The organism is Cohnella caldifontis, from assembly GCF_029360585.1.
Classification (GTDB): domain Bacteria; phylum Bacillota; class Bacilli; order Paenibacillales; family Paenibacillaceae; genus Cohnella; species Cohnella caldifontis.
Genome location: NZ_JAQZSJ010000010.1, coordinates 34,564 through 50,943 on the forward strand (window position 1 = coordinate 34,564; position 16,380 = coordinate 50,943).

General features: G+C 58.4%; 15 protein-coding genes and 8 tRNA genes. 8 read left to right on the plus strand and 15 right to left on the minus strand.

The annotated features are described in order from the left end of the window. Positions 1-80: 80 nt before the first annotated feature. From PTZ19_RS14915 to PTZ19_RS14925, 3 genes are all read right to left on the minus strand, one after another. Positions 81-3,146: a choice-of-anchor L domain-containing protein gene (locus tag PTZ19_RS14915; protein WP_276355874.1), complete on the minus strand. Its 3,066-nt coding sequence runs from the start codon at positions 3,144-3,146 to the stop codon at positions 81-83. Between the two features lie 225 nt (positions 3,147-3,371). Next, positions 3,372-3,458 (minus strand) — tRNA-Leu (locus PTZ19_RS14920). A gap of 89 nt (positions 3,459-3,547) precedes the next feature. Further along, positions 3,548-4,726, minus strand: coding sequence for an MFS transporter (locus PTZ19_RS14925; RefSeq protein WP_276355875.1), 1,179 nt, complete (start codon positions 4,724-4,726; stop codon positions 3,548-3,550). Positions 4,727-4,924: 198 nt separating this feature from the next. On the opposite strand from PTZ19_RS14925, the gene PTZ19_RS14930 reads away from it, so the two are divergent. Together PTZ19_RS14930 and PTZ19_RS14935 are read left to right on the plus strand one after the other, a co-directional pair. Further along, complete coding sequence (locus tag PTZ19_RS14930; RefSeq protein WP_276355876.1) at positions 4,925-6,394, plus strand: aminotransferase class I/II-fold pyridoxal phosphate-dependent enzyme; 1,470 nt, start codon at positions 4,925-4,927, stop codon at positions 6,392-6,394. A 65-nt stretch (positions 6,395-6,459) separates the two neighbouring features. Further along, positions 6,460-6,879, plus strand: a complete 420-nt coding sequence (locus PTZ19_RS14935) for a DUF1885 family protein (RefSeq protein ID WP_276355877.1) — start codon at positions 6,460-6,462, stop codon at positions 6,877-6,879. Between the two features lie 75 nt (positions 6,880-6,954). Here PTZ19_RS14935 and PTZ19_RS14940 read toward each other — a convergent pair whose 3' ends face one another. The 3 genes from PTZ19_RS14940 to PTZ19_RS14950 all read right to left on the minus strand — a co-directional run bounded on the left by PTZ19_RS14940 (position 6,955) and on the right by PTZ19_RS14950 (position 8,266). Continuing rightward, positions 6,955-7,248, minus strand: coding sequence for a DUF1292 domain-containing protein (locus PTZ19_RS14940; RefSeq protein ID WP_276355878.1), 294 nt, complete (start codon positions 7,246-7,248; stop codon positions 6,955-6,957). 120 nt (positions 7,249-7,368) lie between these two features. Next, the gene (locus tag PTZ19_RS14945; RefSeq protein ID WP_276355879.1) at positions 7,369-7,944 is read right to left on the minus strand and encodes a stalk domain-containing protein; all 576 of its coding nucleotides are present in this window, start codon (positions 7,942-7,944) and stop codon (positions 7,369-7,371) included. Positions 7,945-8,062: 118 nt separating this feature from the next. Beyond that, on the minus strand, positions 8,063-8,266 hold the full coding sequence (locus PTZ19_RS14950; RefSeq protein ID WP_276355880.1) for a hypothetical protein: 204 nt from the start codon (positions 8,264-8,266) through the stop codon (positions 8,063-8,065). A 195-nt stretch (positions 8,267-8,461) separates the two neighbouring features. Here PTZ19_RS14950 and PTZ19_RS14955 point away from each other — a divergent pair, with 195 nt between their 5' ends. From PTZ19_RS14955 to PTZ19_RS14980, 6 genes are all read left to right on the plus strand, one after another. Beyond that, positions 8,462-9,271, plus strand: coding sequence for an MBL fold metallo-hydrolase (locus PTZ19_RS14955; RefSeq protein WP_422615004.1), 810 nt, complete (start codon positions 8,462-8,464; stop codon positions 9,269-9,271). A gap of 219 nt (positions 9,272-9,490) precedes the next feature. After that, a tRNA-Val gene (locus PTZ19_RS14960) sits at positions 9,491-9,566 on the plus strand. Between the two features lie 38 nt (positions 9,567-9,604). Next, a tRNA-Val gene (locus PTZ19_RS14965) sits at positions 9,605-9,680 on the plus strand. A 38-nt stretch (positions 9,681-9,718) separates the two neighbouring features. After that, positions 9,719-9,794: transfer RNA gene (locus PTZ19_RS14970), tRNA-Val, on the plus strand. Between the two features lie 38 nt (positions 9,795-9,832). Further along, positions 9,833-9,908: transfer RNA gene (locus PTZ19_RS14975), tRNA-Val, on the plus strand. Between the two features lie 153 nt (positions 9,909-10,061). Beyond that, positions 10,062-11,087: an S-layer homology domain-containing protein gene (locus tag PTZ19_RS14980; RefSeq protein WP_276355882.1), complete on the plus strand. Its 1,026-nt coding sequence runs from the start codon at positions 10,062-10,064 to the stop codon at positions 11,085-11,087. Between the two features lie 6 nt (positions 11,088-11,093). On the opposite strand, the gene PTZ19_RS14985 is transcribed toward PTZ19_RS14980, so the two are convergent. The 9 genes from PTZ19_RS14985 to PTZ19_RS15025 all read right to left on the minus strand — a co-directional run bounded on the left by PTZ19_RS14985 (position 11,094) and on the right by PTZ19_RS15025 (position 16,380). Continuing rightward, a complete protein-coding gene (locus tag PTZ19_RS14985) occupies positions 11,094-11,909 on the minus strand; it encodes an SPL family radical SAM protein (RefSeq protein WP_276355883.1) in 816 nt (271 codons plus the stop codon). A gap of 31 nt (positions 11,910-11,940) precedes the next feature. Further along, positions 11,941-12,618 (minus strand): uracil-DNA glycosylase, encoded by a 678-nt coding sequence (locus PTZ19_RS14990; protein ID WP_276355884.1) that lies wholly within the window; start codon positions 12,616-12,618, stop codon positions 11,941-11,943. Between the two features lie 167 nt (positions 12,619-12,785). Further along, positions 12,786-12,874 (minus strand) — tRNA-Leu (locus tag PTZ19_RS14995). A 134-nt stretch (positions 12,875-13,008) separates the two neighbouring features. Further along, positions 13,009-13,085, minus strand: a tRNA-Ile gene (locus tag PTZ19_RS15000). 25 nt (positions 13,086-13,110) lie between these two features. Then, positions 13,111-13,187 (minus strand) — tRNA-Met (locus PTZ19_RS15005). 95 nt (positions 13,188-13,282) lie between these two features. Further along, positions 13,283-13,504 carry a YycC family protein gene (locus PTZ19_RS15010; RefSeq protein ID WP_276355885.1) on the minus strand — a complete coding sequence of 74 codons (222 nt, stop codon included), beginning with the start codon at positions 13,502-13,504 and terminating at the stop codon, positions 13,283-13,285. A gap of 119 nt (positions 13,505-13,623) precedes the next feature. Then, on the minus strand, positions 13,624-13,788 hold the full coding sequence (locus PTZ19_RS15015) for a hypothetical protein (RefSeq protein ID WP_276355886.1): 165 nt from the start codon (positions 13,786-13,788) through the stop codon (positions 13,624-13,626). 151 nt (positions 13,789-13,939) lie between these two features. Then, on the minus strand, positions 13,940-15,493 hold the full coding sequence (locus tag PTZ19_RS15020; RefSeq protein ID WP_276355887.1) for an ABC transporter substrate-binding protein: 1,554 nt from the start codon (positions 15,491-15,493) through the stop codon (positions 13,940-13,942). Further along, positions 15,490-16,380 (minus strand): ATP-binding cassette domain-containing protein, encoded by an 891-nt coding sequence (locus PTZ19_RS15025; protein ID WP_276355888.1) that lies wholly within the window; start codon positions 16,378-16,380, stop codon positions 15,490-15,492. The genes PTZ19_RS15020 and PTZ19_RS15025 overlap by 4 nt, the downstream gene beginning before the upstream one ends.

Consider the following 16,380-nt stretch of genomic DNA (forward strand, 5'->3'; position numbering starts at 1 on the left):
TTTCCCTGTCCATGATAGCGGCAAGATCTGAAATAAAAATAAAAAGACATGAAGGGCGAGCCTTCATGTCGGAGGAAAGATCAAATTAATCTTGCCGTTTGGAGCATGTCCATGACCATCTTCGCCGTTTCGGCCCGGGTAACGACCGCCTTCGGCCGCGCCATGCCTTTCGCGTCGCCTTGTACGATGCCGCTGGCAACGCATATTTCCGCGGACGATTGCGCCCATGCGGAGAATTGCTCCGCGTCGATAAACTTCGCAAGAGCCGCATTCGATGCGCCTGGCGCTTTCGTGGCCGCTGGGTGCCCAGCCAACTTCAATGCCTTTACGATGGCGACCATCGCTTCTTCTCGCGTAATGGTTCTCCCGGGGAGGAAATCGTTGCCCGGGTATCCGGTCATCAAGCCGTAAGCGAACGCGGTGTTGACCGAATCGGCGAACCAATCGCCCGTTTTCACGTCCTTGAATCCATTGGCTTGGCCGCTCTCTTCCTTCAACCCGAGCGCGCGCACGAGGATGGCGGCGAATTCCGCCCTTGAAATGGCCTTGTCCGGCGCGAAGCGACTGTCGTCCATCCCTTCGACGACGAGACGGGAACCCATCTCGTTCGCATAGGCCCGGGACCAATGCTTCTCTACGTCCTCGAACGTTTTCGGATGCCAAATGACGCTATAGGTGCTGTTGGTTAGACTGTTGATGATCGCGTAGTAGTTTCCGTCTTCTTGGACGACTTTCGTCGGTACGTGGCGAATGTTTCCGTTCGGTTCCAATACGATGCCCGTCGTGATTTTCGCCGGGTCGACGCCGTCGGGTATCCGCATTCTGCGTTCGACATAGGCGTTGAACCGGCTGACTTCTACCTGGCGGCCCCCGTAAGTGGCCGTTACGGTGAAGTCCAGCGGAGACGCGACGACGGCGAAGCCCCCCGCCGCTGCCGAATCCTTCATCAACCGAGCCTTGGCGTCCGAGCTCGCGGCGATTTCGATGCGAATCTTGATATCCTGGAGTCGGTCCGCGGTCCCCAACTTGCCGGAAATCGCGTCGATATTGATTTCATTTGCGGGCAGCGTATAGGCAGCTTCAAGGGTCTGAATTTCAAGTACTGCCGCATGATTCTCCATGTTCTTCACCATCTGGCCGTTCAATTCGCCGACGACCGCGTCATAATCGCGTTTCACGGGAATCACGACGACGGCGCCCGTACCTTCGCGCCGCAGTTTCTCGTCCAGCTTCGTCGGATCGATCGCGACCGTGACGGTCGACTTCCCGTCGTTATGGGACACGGTGGCCGTCGCGGACTTCTCCTCGATTTTGCCGTTTACGATAATTTCGACGCCTGTCTCTTCGACTTGCGCCGGTGATGCAGCGGGTGCTTCCGGTGTCGACGTTGACGGTGCGGGAGTCGGAATCGCCGTTACCTGCAGCGTAACGGTTGCAGGAAGGAGCGACAAGTCGGTTCCGTCGCTTGCTTTCCATTGGAAGCTTGTCGTACCGGACCATCCGGCCGTCGGCACGAATTTCAAGGATGCCAATTCCGAAAAAGCGACTTCATCGTCGGCTTCGACTTCGGCGGTGCCTGCCCAAAGGACGCCATGATCGGGTAAAGATACGATTTTAATGTAATGAAGGGCGTTGGAATCGGCGTCCTGATAGGCGCCCGTGAAATCAGCCGCCGTAAACGAAATCGCACGATCCGCTTGACCGGTTTTCGTTATCGCGCTTACGACCGGCGCAACGTTGCGCAAGTTGTTCGTCACCGCTTGCGAGACGACATCCGCCAGCTGATTGCCTGCCGTATCCGCCGCGTTGCCGCCGGCCGAAGCGTAGCTGAGCGTAACCGTCTGCCCGTCCGACACCGGACCGTGCAGCGTGAACGTCAGCTCGTTCGTGCCGCCGCCGCTCACCGCGTCGATGGCGACCGTCTGTCCGCCGACGTTCACCGTAAAGCCTGCTGCATTCGTCAAGCTCACCGGTTCGCTGAAGCGGACAACCAGCTTATTCGGATTCGCGCGGTATACGCCTGCCGACGTCACCGTCGGCGCCGTCATATCGACCGTAATCGTACCGGTATACGTGGCGGCAGCCGTTCCGCCGTTGCCGTCGCTAGCCGAAACTTCGATATTCGCGTAGCTTCCCTCGCCGACGCTATCCGCGGCGACATCCCACGTCAGCGTCCAGGTGCCGCCCGTCGCCGACGCCGTCTTCGTCACGCCGTAGACCGCCGCCGATACGGTAACGTCATCATTGTCGGTATCGCTTGCGGTTCCCGAAATCGAAACCGATCCGCTTCCGTTCACCGCCTGATCGACGGATGGATGATCGATGGATACCGTCGGGGCATGATTGGCCGGCGGCGCTTGATCGGACATGCTGCCCGACTTGATGATGACATTCGAATCGGCAGCCGCGTCTCCTCCGTCCGCGATCGCGATTTTCATCGTATTGGGCACGTTCGGAATGACGCTGGCATCGATGCGGATGACGGTCGTTAACCCGTCCATCTCCGTGTCCAGGTGGGCATCGGTATTGTCGATAAAATAGCCGGAGTTTTTCGATCCGTTCACCGTGTTAATCGTGATCGGATCCGTTCCGATATTGGCGACGTTCTCGCCGTTCACGAAAAAACCGAACGCATCGTTGTATTCGGAATCAATATATTCATTGTATTCATCCGAAGAAAACACGAATTCAAAATACAGATGATCGCTCTCCGGAACAAACGTAAACTCAAGCACCGCTCCGTCTTTCGTGGTCGCACCCGCCAATGTATCCAATTCCGATACGCCGCTGGTGTTATATTCCTTGCTCATGAAATCGGGATTATTCGGATCGGTCCCTTTATGAACGTTAGGCCCGACGATGCCGGCAGCCGTGCCCGTGCTTAACACGATGCCGTCGTTGAAACCGATCGTCGAGGCGCCGCCGTTCATGACGCCGAATGCCGCCGCGGCGCCGGTCATCTTGGCGTCCGAGTAAACCAACCCGTTTCCGACCAATTCTTGAACCAAGGCGTTAGCTTCCGTGTCGCCCGCCGCGCTGGCGGGTACCACGCTGAAATCCGTCGATGCGCTCGCGGTGCCGCAAAAGCCGTAAAACATGGAAAGCAAGAGTGTGATCGCTGTCCAAAGAGCCAAGTTCCGTTTCATCTTCTCATCCCTCGTTTATGCGCCGTAAGGCCTAGTTGTCACTCCACTTCCCTGCCTTTCATCCTATTTGACCCCCCTGAACAAATACTGAACGAGTAGATTAATGTCGGAAAATGTAAAAGTATGTAATATCTTTACCCCTTATCCCCATCGACTTGTTAACCGAGTTAAAAAACGAAAAAGGGTTCCAGCCGGATGAGCTGAAACCCCTGAAATGGATAAGTATGGTGCGGTCGAGAGGACTCGAACCTCCACGGCTGTTACACCACTAGAACCTGAATCTAGCGCGTCTGCCAATTCCGCCACGACCGCAATTTCGCCCCCGCCCTTACGGAGCGGCAACGAAAAATATCATATCACGCGGCAATCGGCCTGTCAAACGCCAAGTTTTGCCAGGCGTATCAAGCCGCCTCGGCCGCTTGCGCGCGGTCCATGCTGCGGAACCCCGCCAGCAGTCCGAGGGCGCCGAGCGACAAAACGCCCGATACGACGAAAGGCAGCCAAGAAGTGACGCCGAGCAGCGACGATCCGAGCAGCGGTCCGACGATCCGGCCCAAGCTGTCCATCGAGGAGCTCAGTCCGGAGGCGGTGCCCTGGTCCACGGTCGTCTTCTGCGTGATCAAGGAAGTGACGCACGGGCGAAGGAGCGCGTTGCCGATCCCGAAAACGCAGAGATAGACGGACGCCAGCACCCAGCTCGTCGCGGTCAACAGCAAGAAGAATCCCGCCGCGGAGAACACGAGTCCGATCGCGATGTAACGGCCTTCCTGCCCCTTTTTCACGTGCCGCCGGACGACGCCTCCCTGCACCAGCGCGCCGACCAATCCGCAGAAGAAGAACATATAGCCCACCTTGAGCGGCGTCACGTCGAATTTTTCCATGCCGTACAATTGAAGCGTCGCTTCGAGAATCGCCAGGGAAAACGTGACGAAAAACGCCAGCGAATACAGGAACTTCAGCGGGCCCCGAAACGCCGTCCAGCGCGATACGCGGGGTCTGAGCCGCGCTTCCGCCCGTTTCTCCGGCGTGAGCGATTCCTTCAGCTTCAGCCAAGCCGCGAAGAACGTCACGAGCGACAGCGCGGCCGCGGCCAAAAAAGGCGTGTGGTGGGTAATCTTGCTGAGCAGGCCGCCGAACAAAGGGCCGAAGGTGAAGCCCATGCCGATGCTCATCCCGACGACGGCCATGCCTTTCGTTCTTTCCTCGTTCGTCGTTACGTCGGCCACGTAGGCCACGATGCTCGCCGTCACGGCTCCGGAGAAGATGCCGCCCAGGATGCGCGACGCGTACATCAGCCAAAGATGGTCTCCGGAAAACCCGAACAGAAGAAAGCTGAGGCAGAAGCCGAGCACGCCCGTCATGATGACCGGCCTCCGGCCTAGCCGTTCCGACAAACTTCCCCACACGGGGGACATCAAGAACGAAGCGAGCGAGTATAACGTCAGCATCAGACCCGTATGCCAATTGGCGGCTTCCGGGCTGACGTCCGCAACGAGCTGCGGAAGTACGGGTATAATGATGCCGAAGCCGACGAATACGGTGAACAGCATCAATCCGACGATGATCAACTTGCTTTTCACGAGCGGGACCTCTCCTCTGCCAGAATCGACCTGCAGACCGAACAACCAAATGGTAGCACACCCGCCGCGCGAGTACCAAACGGGAACGGGTGACGGTTTCGTGACAAACCCGATCTCGGTTGATTTCCCCCCTGTTTTTGCTATACTCTACCTTGTTCGACAACGATATAAGCCTTAACGGAAAGGCAGGGAGCCGCTTTGGACCATTCCCGCACCCCTTTATTCGACGCGCTTCGCCGCCATGCGGAGCGTAAGCCCGTCCAGTTCCATATTCCCGGCCATAAAGGCGGGGCCGGCATGGATCCGGAATTTCGCGATTTCATCGGCGAAAACGCGCTCTCCATCGACCTGATCAACATCGCGCCGCTGGACGACCTGCACCAGCCGGTCGGCGTCATTCTCGAAGCGCAGAAACTGGCAGCCGACGCGTTCGGGGCCGACGCCACGTTTTTCTCCGTTCAGGGCACCAGCAGCGCGATCATGGCCATGATTTTATCCGTATGCGGAACCGGCGATAAAATTATCGTGCCCCGCAACGTCCATAAATCCGTGCTTTCCGCCATCATTTTCGCGGGGGCCCGCCCGGTGTTCCTGTCTCCGGTGCGCGACCATAACCTCGGCATCGACCACGGGATCACGACCCGCTCGGTGCGCCGGGCGCTCGAACGCCATCCGGACGCCGCCGCGGTGCTCGTCATCAACCCGACCTATTACGGCATCTGCGCCAATTTGAAGGAAATCGTCGACTTGGTTCACGAATACGACATCCCCGTGCTCGTGGACGAAGCGCACGGGGCGTTGATCCATTTCTCGGACCAGCTTCCGATTTCGGCCATGCAGGCCGGGGCGGACATGGCGGCGACCAGCGTGCACAAGCTGGGCGGTTCCATGACCCAGAGCTCCGTCCTGAACGTGAAAGCCGGCCTGATCAATATCCAACGGGTACAGACGATCCTCAGCCTGCTCACGACCACCTCGACGTCCTACCCGCTGCTGGCTTCGCTCGACGCGGCCCGCAGGCAGCTCGCGCTGCGCGGCAAGGAACTGGCCGAACGGACGGTCCGACTGGCGCAGCGGACGCGCGCGCGGATTAACGAAATCCCGCGCCTCTATTGCTTCGGAGAGGAAATTCTCGGCGACGAAGCCACTTACGATTACGACCCGACGAAGCTCACGATCCATGTCCGGCATCTCGGCATCACCGGCTACGACGCCGAGAACTGGCTGCGCGACCGGTACCGGATCGAGGTCGAGCTCAGCGACATGTACAATATTTTGTGCCTGGTCACTCCGGGAGACGACGGCGAAGCGCTGGACCTTCTGGTCGAGGCCCTGCGCCAATTGTCGGCGGAGCATCAGGATGCTTCGGAGATCCGGGAGATCGCCGTGGAAATTCCGGATATCCCCCACCTCTCCCTCACGCCGAGGGACGCTTTCTACGGCGAAACCGAATGGGTGCCTTTCCGCGAGTCCGCGGGCCGCATCATCGCCGAGTTCATTTACGTGTACCCGCCCGGCATTCCGATTTTGCTGCCCGGGGAAGTCATTTCACAGGAAAACATCGATTATATCATCAACCACGTCGAAGTCGGCCTGCCGGTCAAAGGACCGGAAGACCGCACGATCACGAACGTGAAAGTCATCGTCGAGGAAACGGCTATCGAGTAGCGGGCCGATCCCGTCATTGCCAGAGTTTGGGCAACATGCTATCATGGGCGTGGAGGTGGCCTTCGATGAGCCAAAGCGCTTTCATTTCGCTTGTAGCAGGATCCGCAGTCAGCGAGATTACCCTCGACGGCGTCAAGGAGCAGCTTCGGGAGTACCGGGAACAGATGGAGCTCACCGGACGCCAGCTGGGCTGGGATTACGCCGACGCCGCGTTTCCTTACGAAATCCAGCAGAAACCGGAGGCCGAGAACAGCTGGTTCTATCTCAAGGGCAAAAATCCGCTTTACCGGAATATCGTGATCGGCGTCGCCCAGCGGGAGAAAGACGGAACGCCGGTTCCCTCCATCCAAGTCGTGCTTCCGGACGGAAGCACGCACGGGGACAAGGCCAAAGGCAACGAACTCTGCAAGTGGATCGGCAAACGGCTTCAGGCGGAAGTCCGAATGTTCAACGGCCGCACGATTTACTTCAATCCGCGCAAATAACGACGAAAACAAAAAAAGGCTGCCGCCCTCGCGGGCTCGCAGCCTTTTCTCGTCTTCCGGACGCCCGGTCCAGGCTTACTCGTCTTCCATGGCCGACAACGCCTCATAGGCCTGCATGACGCGGTCCCATTCTTCGTCGTCTTCGATATTGACGAGCACTTCCTCTTCCCCGTCTTCCTCGATGCGTAAAATAACGCCTTCGTCCTCCGGATCGTTGCGGTCGATCAGAACGGCGTAAGCGCGATCTCCGGTTTCAAACGTGGAAACGAGCACCATTTCGTGTTCGTTGCCGTCTTCGTCGGTGACGACCAGCACGGCGTCGTCGTCGTGGTCGTGATTGCAATTCTCGTCATGGACATGATCGCTCATGGCGAACCTCCGTTCCATCGGTGAATGGGGATTTCCCCCAGTTATCGTAACATGTCCCCCCTGCAGGGTCAAACCAAACGCCTTCCCGGTACCGGAAAGGCGTTGGCCGCGTACTTCGTCTTATTTGATGATGATGCTCTTCTCCGACACGACTTGGATGGGCGCGTCTCCGGTCGGCTTCATCCAGAAGCGGACGGTGTAACGGCCGGCCGAGCTGAAGTTATAGGAAATGTCCTTCGTGTTCAGGATGAAGTCTTCCTTCTCGGTCGGGAAGTTCTCGTCGCCGGCGTACCGCGCTTCGATCAATGTTTCCTCCCCGTAAGGATCGGAGATCGTGAACTTCAAGCTGGCGATATCGGTCGTCAGGCTGTCCACCTGGGCGTGCACGCGGAACTTGTATTTGCCCTTCGGCACGCCGATGAATGCCTGGTTGTCGATCATGGTAAACATATGGACGTTCGGCTTATTGATCGTGACTTTCTTCTCGCCGTTGTCCCAAGTGACGAACGCCTGAAGGGTCTTGGCCAGCGTCCCGACCGCCAAATAAGCCCGGTTGTCGATCAGAACCCCGTTGTCGTCCGCCCCCTTCTTATTGACGATCACCTTGATGTCTTGCGTAATGGACTCCGCGAACGCGGCCGTGCCGAATAGAAGCGTCAGCACAACGGCCGAAATCAGGACTTTCCGTATTTTCATACCGCAACCTCCGTGGTCCTCATGGCTCTGTACATGGTTATACCGGGCACGGTACGGAAAGTTGCGCGGAAACGCGGATTTTTTTGGAGCTTGTTCCCATGCGGCTTGGCCGGGCGTTCTATTTGGCCGCCGGAAGCGTGAGCACGCAGGGCACTCCGTTTCCTACGGCCCCCGGCTCGTTCATGCGGGCCAAATAGTTCAGCCCTCTCGTGCATGGCGTCTTGCAGACGGCGCACGTCTCGGACAGCACGATCTTCATTTGCGGCACCACGCGGCCGTCTCCTTGGGTGCTTTTCTTCTTCGCGGCTTTGGCTTTGGACATGAGGGTCCCCTCCCGGCGCATACGGTTCATCAAGCCACCATATGCGGCATATGCCGGAAGGGTGCTGCATTTTTTCCGCGGATGACGCGGTTTAGAAATCGTTCAGTTGTTGGATTTATTATACTTTTGCGGCGAGGTAAATTATGGTACATTTATGAGGGCGTTTGACGGAGTCAAACTCTCACTGCGATTGAGATGCCGCTCAAGGCGTTTTCGCATGCGGACAAGGGAGGTTGCGGCTTGAGACTGCAGATGTTGGGGACCGGCAGCGCTTTTGCCAAATCGTTCTACAACAACAACGCTTTGCTGAAATCCGGCGGCCGAACCTTATTGGTCGATTTCGGCATTACGGCGCCGAGGGCGCTCTTCGAGCTTGGAATCGGGTTCGACGAAATCGACGCCGTGCTGATCTCCCATATCCACGCCGACCATATCGGCGGCCTGGAGGAACTCGCGTTCCAGATGAAATTCATTTATCGGCGCAAGCCGATTTTATATCTGGAGGAAAGCTTGGTTACCCCGCTCTGGGAGCACTCGCTCCGCGGCGGGTTGGAACAGGAAGCGTTCCGGTCGCTGGAGGATTATTTCGAGGTCAGACCTCTTCGCGCAGGCCGTAAATGCGAGCTGCTGCCCGGCCTCTCGGCGGAGCTGGTGTTGACCCGCCATATTCCGAACAAACCCAGCTTCTCGTTTCTGTTCAACGACCGCTTCTTCTATACGGCCGACATGACGTTCGATCGCGAACTGCTGGAGCGTCTCGTGAACGAACGGGGCGTCGATACCATTTTCCACGATTGCCAGCTGCATCCCCCGGGCGTCGTGCATGCCGATCTGGCCATGCTGCTGACGCTGCCCGAAGAGCTTCAACGCATCATCTATTTGATGCACTACGGCGACGACCAACCGGCTTTCGTCGGCCGAACGGGGCGGATGCGCTTCATCGAACAGCACAAAATCTACGCGATCGAGAACGGACAGGTAGAGATTGCGGATCCGATGCGGTAAGATAGAGGGGATCTTGGCTGAAAGGACGTATGCATCTTGCTGACCACCTGGATCGTCTCCGGCGTCATTTTGATTCTAATCACTTGGTTATGCGTATGGGTCACCAACAAAGCGTATTCCAAAAAGTGGGACGAGGAATAATTTCCTCGTTTCTTTGTTTTTCCGGGTTGACTTGGGCGCTCACAGTTGGTATGATATCAATTGTCTCTGACGCGGTATGATCTCATAGCTCAGTTGGGAGAGCACCATCTTGACAGGGTGGGGGTCGCAGGTTCGAACCCTGCTGAGATCACCATTTTCTTACCTTCGCGCCGGATGTCGTCCATCTTCTTCGATCTCATAGCTCAGTTGGGAGAGCACCATCTTGACAGGGTGGGGGTCGCAGGTTCGAACCCTGCTGAGATCACCATTTTCTTACCTTCGCGCCGGATGTCGTCCATCTTCTTCGATCTCATAGCTCAGTTGGGAGAGCACCATCTTGACAGGGTGGGGGTCGCAGGTTCGAACCCTGCTGAGATCACCATTTTCTTACCTTCGCGCCGGATGTCGTCCATCTTCTTCGATCTCATAGCTCAGTTGGGAGAGCACCATCTTGACAGGGTGGGGGTCGCAGGTTCGAACCCTGCTGAGATCACCATAATCGCTTGCCGCAACCCTTCGCCTTACGAGGCGGAGGGTTTTTTCGTGAACAATAAAGAAAATACCGTGCAACCTTTTCCAAAAACCCCGCGTCCATGACAACGAAAAGCGGCACGAACCGCCTAACGATTTCCCGAGGAGGAAGATGACGATGAAATGGATTCGAACCAAAACGATGGTGTTGCTCCTGGCCGCCCTGTCTCTCTGCTTTACGCTTGCGGGATCGGCCTTCGCTTTCGGCGACGTCCAAGGCGACAAAGAGAAAGCGGCGATCGAAAGCCTGGAGAAGAAGGGAATCTTGAGCGGCGTCGGCAATGGGAAATTCTCTCCCCGGCAAACGATGACGGTCGCGAACGCGGTCGCGTTGATCGTCAAAGGCATGGACCTGAACATCGACAACATCCGGTTCATCATGGAACCGAAAGCCAGCGACTATTTCACCAAAGTGAAAGACGACGCCTGGTACGCGCAGGCGTTCATCGTGGCGTCCCTGAACGGGCTGGATATCCCGGCGGACATCAATCCGAACGGCAAGGCGACGCGCGAACAATACGCGCATTGGCTGTATAACGCCATCGCCAAGAAAGGCGACTTCGCCTGGATCGAACTCTACATGACGATCAAGGACGAAGACCAAATCAACAAAGATTACATGAACGGCATCCAGAAGCTGCTCATCGGCAAAATCGCGGCGCTGGACGATAAAGGCAGCTTCCGTCCGAAGCAGCCGATCACGCGCAGCGAAGCCGCCGGCATGCTGTACCGGGCGATCGAGTTCGTGAAAAACACGCCGCCGATCCCGCCCGTGGATCCGGAAACGTCCATTCTTTCCGACGTCAAACTCAGCACGGAGAAAGTGAACGACGACGTGCTCAAAGTGACGGTAACCGGAACGGTTCCGCATTTGGGATACGGTTTGGAAGTGGCCGGCATTTCGTTCCACGGCAATCAGGCGGTCGTCGACTACCGCCTCGTCATGCCGGACCCGGCGGCCATGTACGGTCAAATGGTCACGCAAGCCAAAGCGACGGCGTACGTCTCTTCCGCCTACGTGCCGGTGCTCGGCGCCCAGCAGCCGGCGGAATCGCGCAAACGGGAAACCGGCGACGGAACGAAGGTCGTTCCGATGGAAGACGGCTCCTCCGGCAGCGTTAGCAGAGGGTCGACCGTTCAATGAGTTAGGTTATGGCTGCTGAGGAGACGGAGCGAACCCGTCCACGCTGAAGCCGACGGCTCCCGGCTCCGGTATCCGCTTCCGGAGCTGCCGGAACAAATCGTCCGCGGCGCTTGGCGAGTACCACTCGCTCCATCCCGCTGCTTCGTAGGCTTCCGGCATGCGAAGGGAACGGCTTCGCCGCCCGGCGCTCCCGTCCCCGCGGAAAAAGTCGTCCACGATGACCCGGGGCGCCGTTTCGGCAAGCAGCTGCGCGAAGGCCGGAGAATGCGGCAGCAAGGGAGAAACCGCGATTTGCGACGCGATTCCCGCCTCCCTCAGCTCGCGGACGGCACGCAGACGGGCGGCGTAAGGCGGCGCCGACGGCGTCAGGAGGCGGCGGACCTCGTCCCGGTCGCTCTCGATCGTCATGCTGACCCGGACCCGTCCTCCCAGGCGCCGCAGCACGTCGATATCCCTCGTCACGAGGGGACTGCGGGTTTGCAGCAATACGAAATCGGGCGGCTCTTCCGCCATCGCTTCCAATAAAGATCGCGTCAGCTTGGCGCTGGCTTCAAGAGGCTGATAAGGGTCCGTTGCCGTGGAGAAAAACACGGTGACGGACCCTTTGCGTTTCGCCTTCGCGATCTCCCCCGCGAGGGCGGCGGGATCACCTTTCTTTGCCTCCGCCCAGGAGCCCCAGGGCTCCCCGCGGAACATCGCGACGGGCAATCTGCGCACGTAACAGTAGGTGCAGCCGAAGGAACAACCCGTATACGGATTAAGCGTATGGGTGTAGCCCGATACGTATCCCGAGGCCGGAGTCAGCCACCTCGATTGGCCCATTCGCCATTCCCCTTCCCGCTCGTTTTTGCGCTTACAGATCCGGAACGCGCCAGTCGATTTCCTGCTGGCCGGTCGCACGCAGGAATTCGTTGCACTTGGAGAACGGCCGGCTGCCGAAAAATCCGTTATGCGCCGACAACGGGCTCGGATGGGCGGTCGCCAGCACCCAGTGCCGGGAGCGGTCGATGAACCCGGCCTTCTGCTGGGCATGGCGCCCCCACAGGATGAACGCCGCCGGCTTCTCCCGGGCGCCTATCGCCGCGATAATGCGGTCCGTGAGCGTCTCCCACCCAAGGCCCTTGTGGGAGTTGGGCTGGCCATCCCGGACCGTCAGGACGGCGTTCAACAGCAGCACGCCCTGCTTCGCCCAATGCTCCAGGCAGCCGTGGTTCGGAATCGGGCAGCCAAGGTCGCTGCGCAGCTCCTTGAATATATTCTGGAGCGAGGGCGGCTGCCTGACTCCTGGCATCACGGAGAAGCTCAGGCCATGCGCCTGCCCGGGGCCGTGGTACGGGTCCTGACCCAGAATCACGACTTTGGTGTCGGAGTACGAAGTCAGGTGCAACGCCTGGAAAATGTGGTTCATATGCGGGTACACCGTCTGGCTCCGGTATTCCTCGGCCAGCTGTCTGCGAAGCTCCAAATAATAGGGACGGCTCATCTCTTCTTGCATAATAGGCTCCCAATCGTTGCGGAATACGGCGGGCATGGCATTTTGCTCCTTGCTTTGCGTTTTTATCGGCTTCTATTTTGGTTTCGCGTCAACCGGGTCAATCTCCTGCCTCGGAGTTCGCTTGCCGCGAATAACAAAAAACCTTTTCCGCTTCCACCCTTCGCCGAGTCCGGATGGAGCAAAAAAGGTTTCTTATGTATGCGTGGTGCCGAGGACGGGGGTCGAACCCGTACGGTGGTCACCCACCCCAGGATTTTAAGTCCTGTGCGTCTGCCAATTCCGCCACCCCGGCACGACAAAAACTAATATAGCACGCGAAGACCCGGCTTGGCAACCGCTTCGCGCAAGGAATTCCGACAAAACAAAAAAACCGCCATCCGCGGTTTCCGTTGCAAGCGAAATTTGCAGTTTCGCGACTATGCGGGTTGGTGGGCCCTGAGGGACTCGAACCCCCGACCAATCGGTTATGAGCCGACAGCTCTAACCAACTGAGCTAAGGGCCCTCGTCTCGGTCTCGAGAAAAGGTATTGGTTGCGGGGGCAGGATTTGAACCTGCGGCCTTCGGGTTATGAGCCCGACGAGCTACCGGACTGCTCCACCCCGCGTCGTCCGTCATGGCGCTCCAATCGCAGCGACAAAAAGGAGTATACCCCATGAACAAGCGATCCGTCAAGCGATTTGGGAAGATTTCGGATTCCTCTTAGGCGTTCCCGCTCCCGTCCTTCGAACTTTCCTGCTCTTTCGGCGCTTCCTTGGCGGGATCGGCCGTCTTCGCTTCGGGCTTGGCGCCTTCGGCCATCGCCATTTCGGCCAGCTTCTGCAGCATGACGTGCTGGGGCATATGCATGAGATGCTCCAGCGGGACATTCATGAACGCCGCCAGCTTGACGGCGGTTTCCGCGGAGATCGGCAGTCTGGGCATGTTCATCGCTCCTTTCGGCGGCGGGTGCGCCGTAATCAGCTTATCACAACCCTCCCCGTCCGCCAAGACCGACTAACAGGCGTTAGAAGCGCTGAACGCTTCCCCTGACCCTCAAATCCTCAGGGGATATACCGGACCCCGTACTTTCCGCTCCTCGAGCGGTAAACCTCGATTTCCCTGGGCATGTCGATCCCGTACAGCCACCCGTCGTTCTCCATCCGCCGGACGAGGCAGCCCGCCTGGAATTTGCTGTCGTATAACCGCAGCCAATACACCCACTTCATCGCTAGCAACCTCCGGATTCATCCATTCTATTCTGTAGAATACGCCGGCAGCAACGATTTGAAACGGGGGCGCACGGTCGGCTCCGATAAAAAAAGAAAGCGCGGGGACCCGAAAGTCCTTACGCGCTTCCTCGCCTTCATGAGACCGCGGTCAGCCGGCCGGCACCGCCATGGCTTTGCCCATCGGACCGCCGCCGCCTCCGTACACGTCGTCGAATACGCCGTCGATTTGTCCGGTCGGATTCGCCTTGATTTTCTGCAGCAAATCGTTGCCCTTCGTATCCATGTACTTGAGCGCTTCATCCACGGTCCGTTGCCCCTGGAAGACGGAATTCCACACTTGGCCGAACACGTCCTGGATCAGGTTCAGGTTCGGCCGTTCCCGAAGCAGCTTCTGCTCTTCCGGAGAACTGTTCGGATACGGAGCCGGCTGCATCTTCGTGAATGCCTCCACGTTGTAGGACATGCCTTCGCGGGTTTTGATGTAGTCGACGCGCGTCGGCATTTCGTAGGTGCTGCGGGAACGGAGCTTCGCCCATTCGTCGCTGTTCATGAACTTGACGAATTCCCAGGCGTCCTTCTCGTTCTGGGCTTTCGCGTTAATGCCTGCCAGCGAGCTGAGGTTAGTACTGACGCCGACTCCCGGCACGGCGGCGTGGAACGGGATGCTGACGACGTCCCAGTCCAGCTTGGAAATTTTCAGTTTGTCGGAATTGTCGTTCATCTGCTGGATGTCGTTGATCATGCCGTATTCGCCGATCGTCATGGCCACGCGGCCGTTCATGAACAAGCGGCCTTGGTACGGATTGTATCTCATCGGCTTGCCGTCCGTCGGCATGTCGACGTTCATGTCTTCCTGATGGGGGACGACGTGGGCTTTATACAACCCGTACACGGTATCGAGCAGGCTTTTCCATTGCGGCGTGTTGATCGTCATCTTCTCGGCGTTCTTGTCGTACATTTTGAGCCCGAGAGGAGCCGCGAAGTTCATGATATCGTACCAGTTCTCGCCGGATCCGCCCCATTGGCTGAAGGTGAAGCCGAATACGGCGTCTTTGCCGGTTCCTTTGGTCATCTGCTTCGCGAGCGCGAACACTTCGTCCCAGTTCATCCCGTCATGGGGGGGCGTGACGCCCGCATCCTGGAACAGCTTTTTGTTGTAGTACAGCGCGGAAGGCATGAAGGTCGGCGTCAGCGCGTAAATGTTGTTGTTCCCGGCTTGCTTGATGGCATCGATGACCGACGGCACGAACGCGGCGGTGTCGAGTTTGTCTTCCTTCATCATCGGATCCAGCTGTTTCAGCAAGTTTTCTTCCACGAGAGGGCTAAGCATGGACATGTCGAAAATCATCACGTCCACCGGGTTCGAGCCCGTCATGATCTCTTTGACTTTACCGAGCGTATCGGGCTGGATGTAGCGGCCGTTTTCGTCCATGTTCTCGAATTGCTGCTGGCTCCAGTCGATGGCCGGAACGATCTCGATGTCGATGCCTTTGTGGGAAAACTCGAACAAGTCCGTGTACTGCTGGCGGAAATACGATTCGTCCTGCTTGCTTCCGTACATCGTGCCGATGCGGAGCGTGCGCCGGTTGGCGGGATCGTCGAGATCCTTCGATTGGCTGCACGCCGCCAGTATCGGGATGAACAGGGACACGGCGAGGCCGGACAGCGCCCATCTGCGGACGCGGCTTGCGTTCTTTTTCATGCGGTTTCTTCTCCCTCCAAGGATTTGGGTGCGCGGATGACGATTTTGTCTCCGTCGATCTCCATGCTGGCTTTGTCGCCGATGGACAGGGCTTGCAAATATTCCTTCGGCACCTGCAGGCGGCCGACCCGGTCCACGACGACGAACGCTTCGTGCACTTCCTCCAGCGACCGGCCCCCCTCCGCCGGAACCGACAAGTCAAGATTCGGATTTCGCTTGATGAACTCGGTGCTGGTCAAGCCGTCGCGGATGGCGACCACGCGGTCCACCTTGCCGGCCAGCGCCAGATCGTGCGTGACGATCACGACCGTAACGCCCAGCTCGCGGTTGAATTTCCGGAAAATGTCCATGATCATGTCGGACGTGCGCGTGTCGACGGAGCCGGTCGGTTCGTCGGCCAGCAGCAGCTGCGGCCGGTTGGCCAGCGAGATCGCGATGGCGACCCGCTGCTGCTCGCCCCCGGACAGCTGCTGCAGCTTGTTGTGCATCCGGTCCTTCAGCCCGACCCACTCCAGCAGCTGCTTGGCGTAAGCTCGGTCCAGCTTGCCGGAAAACATCATCGGCGTCTCCACGTTCTCCAGCGCGGTCAGGAACGGCAGCAGGTTGCGGGCGTTGTTCTGCCAGATGAACCCGACGGTCTCGCGCTTGTATTTGACGAGATCGTCGTCGCTGGCTTTCAGCAGGTTCCAGGGGCCGACGGTCACTTGCCCCGCCGACGGCCGGTCCAGCCCGCCGAGAATGTTCAGGAGCGTCGACTTGCCGCTGCCGCTGTTGCCGATGATCGCCATCATCTCCCCGGCCTGCACCGTCAAGTTCAGGCCTTGCAGGGCGACGACCTCGAGATCGTCGGTTTTGTAAATTTTGACGAGCCCTTCGCAATGGATCAC

Coding starts and splice junctions, on each gene's coding strand:
- PTZ19_RS14940 (WP_276355878.1), bottom strand. CDS start 7,248: ATGAGCGATCATGTCCATGACGAGAATTGCAATCACGACCACGACGAC.
- PTZ19_RS15015 (WP_276355886.1), bottom strand. CDS start 13,788: ATGAAGTGGGTGTATTGGCTGCGGTTATACGACAGCAAATTCCAGGCG.
- PTZ19_RS14955 (WP_422615004.1), top strand. CDS start 8,462: ATGCCGCTCAAGGCGTTTTCGCATGCGGACAAGGGAGGTTGCGGCTTG.
- PTZ19_RS15010 (WP_276355885.1), bottom strand. CDS start 13,504: ATGCCCAGACTGCCGATCTCCGCGGAAACCGCCGTCAAGCTGGCGGCG.
- PTZ19_RS14935 (WP_276355877.1), top strand. CDS start 6,460: ATGAGCCAAAGCGCTTTCATTTCGCTTGTAGCAGGATCCGCAGTCAGC.
- PTZ19_RS14980 (WP_276355882.1), top strand. CDS start 10,062: ATGAAATGGATTCGAACCAAAACGATGGTGTTGCTCCTGGCCGCCCTG.
- PTZ19_RS14950 (WP_276355880.1), bottom strand. CDS start 8,266: ATGTCCAAAGCCAAAGCCGCGAAGAAGAAAAGCACCCAAGGAGACGGC.
- PTZ19_RS14990 (WP_276355884.1), bottom strand. CDS start 12,618: ATGCCCGCCGTATTCCGCAACGATTGGGAGCCTATTATGCAAGAAGAG.
- PTZ19_RS14985 (WP_276355883.1), bottom strand. CDS start 11,909: ATGGGCCAATCGAGGTGGCTGACTCCGGCCTCGGGATACGTATCGGGC.
- PTZ19_RS14945 (WP_276355879.1), bottom strand. CDS start 7,944: ATGAAAATACGGAAAGTCCTGATTTCGGCCGTTGTGCTGACGCTTCTA.
- PTZ19_RS14915 (WP_276355874.1), bottom strand. CDS start 3,146: ATGAAACGGAACTTGGCTCTTTGGACAGCGATCACACTCTTGCTTTCC.
- PTZ19_RS15020 (WP_276355887.1), bottom strand. CDS start 15,493: ATGAAAAAGAACGCAAGCCGCGTCCGCAGATGGGCGCTGTCCGGCCTC.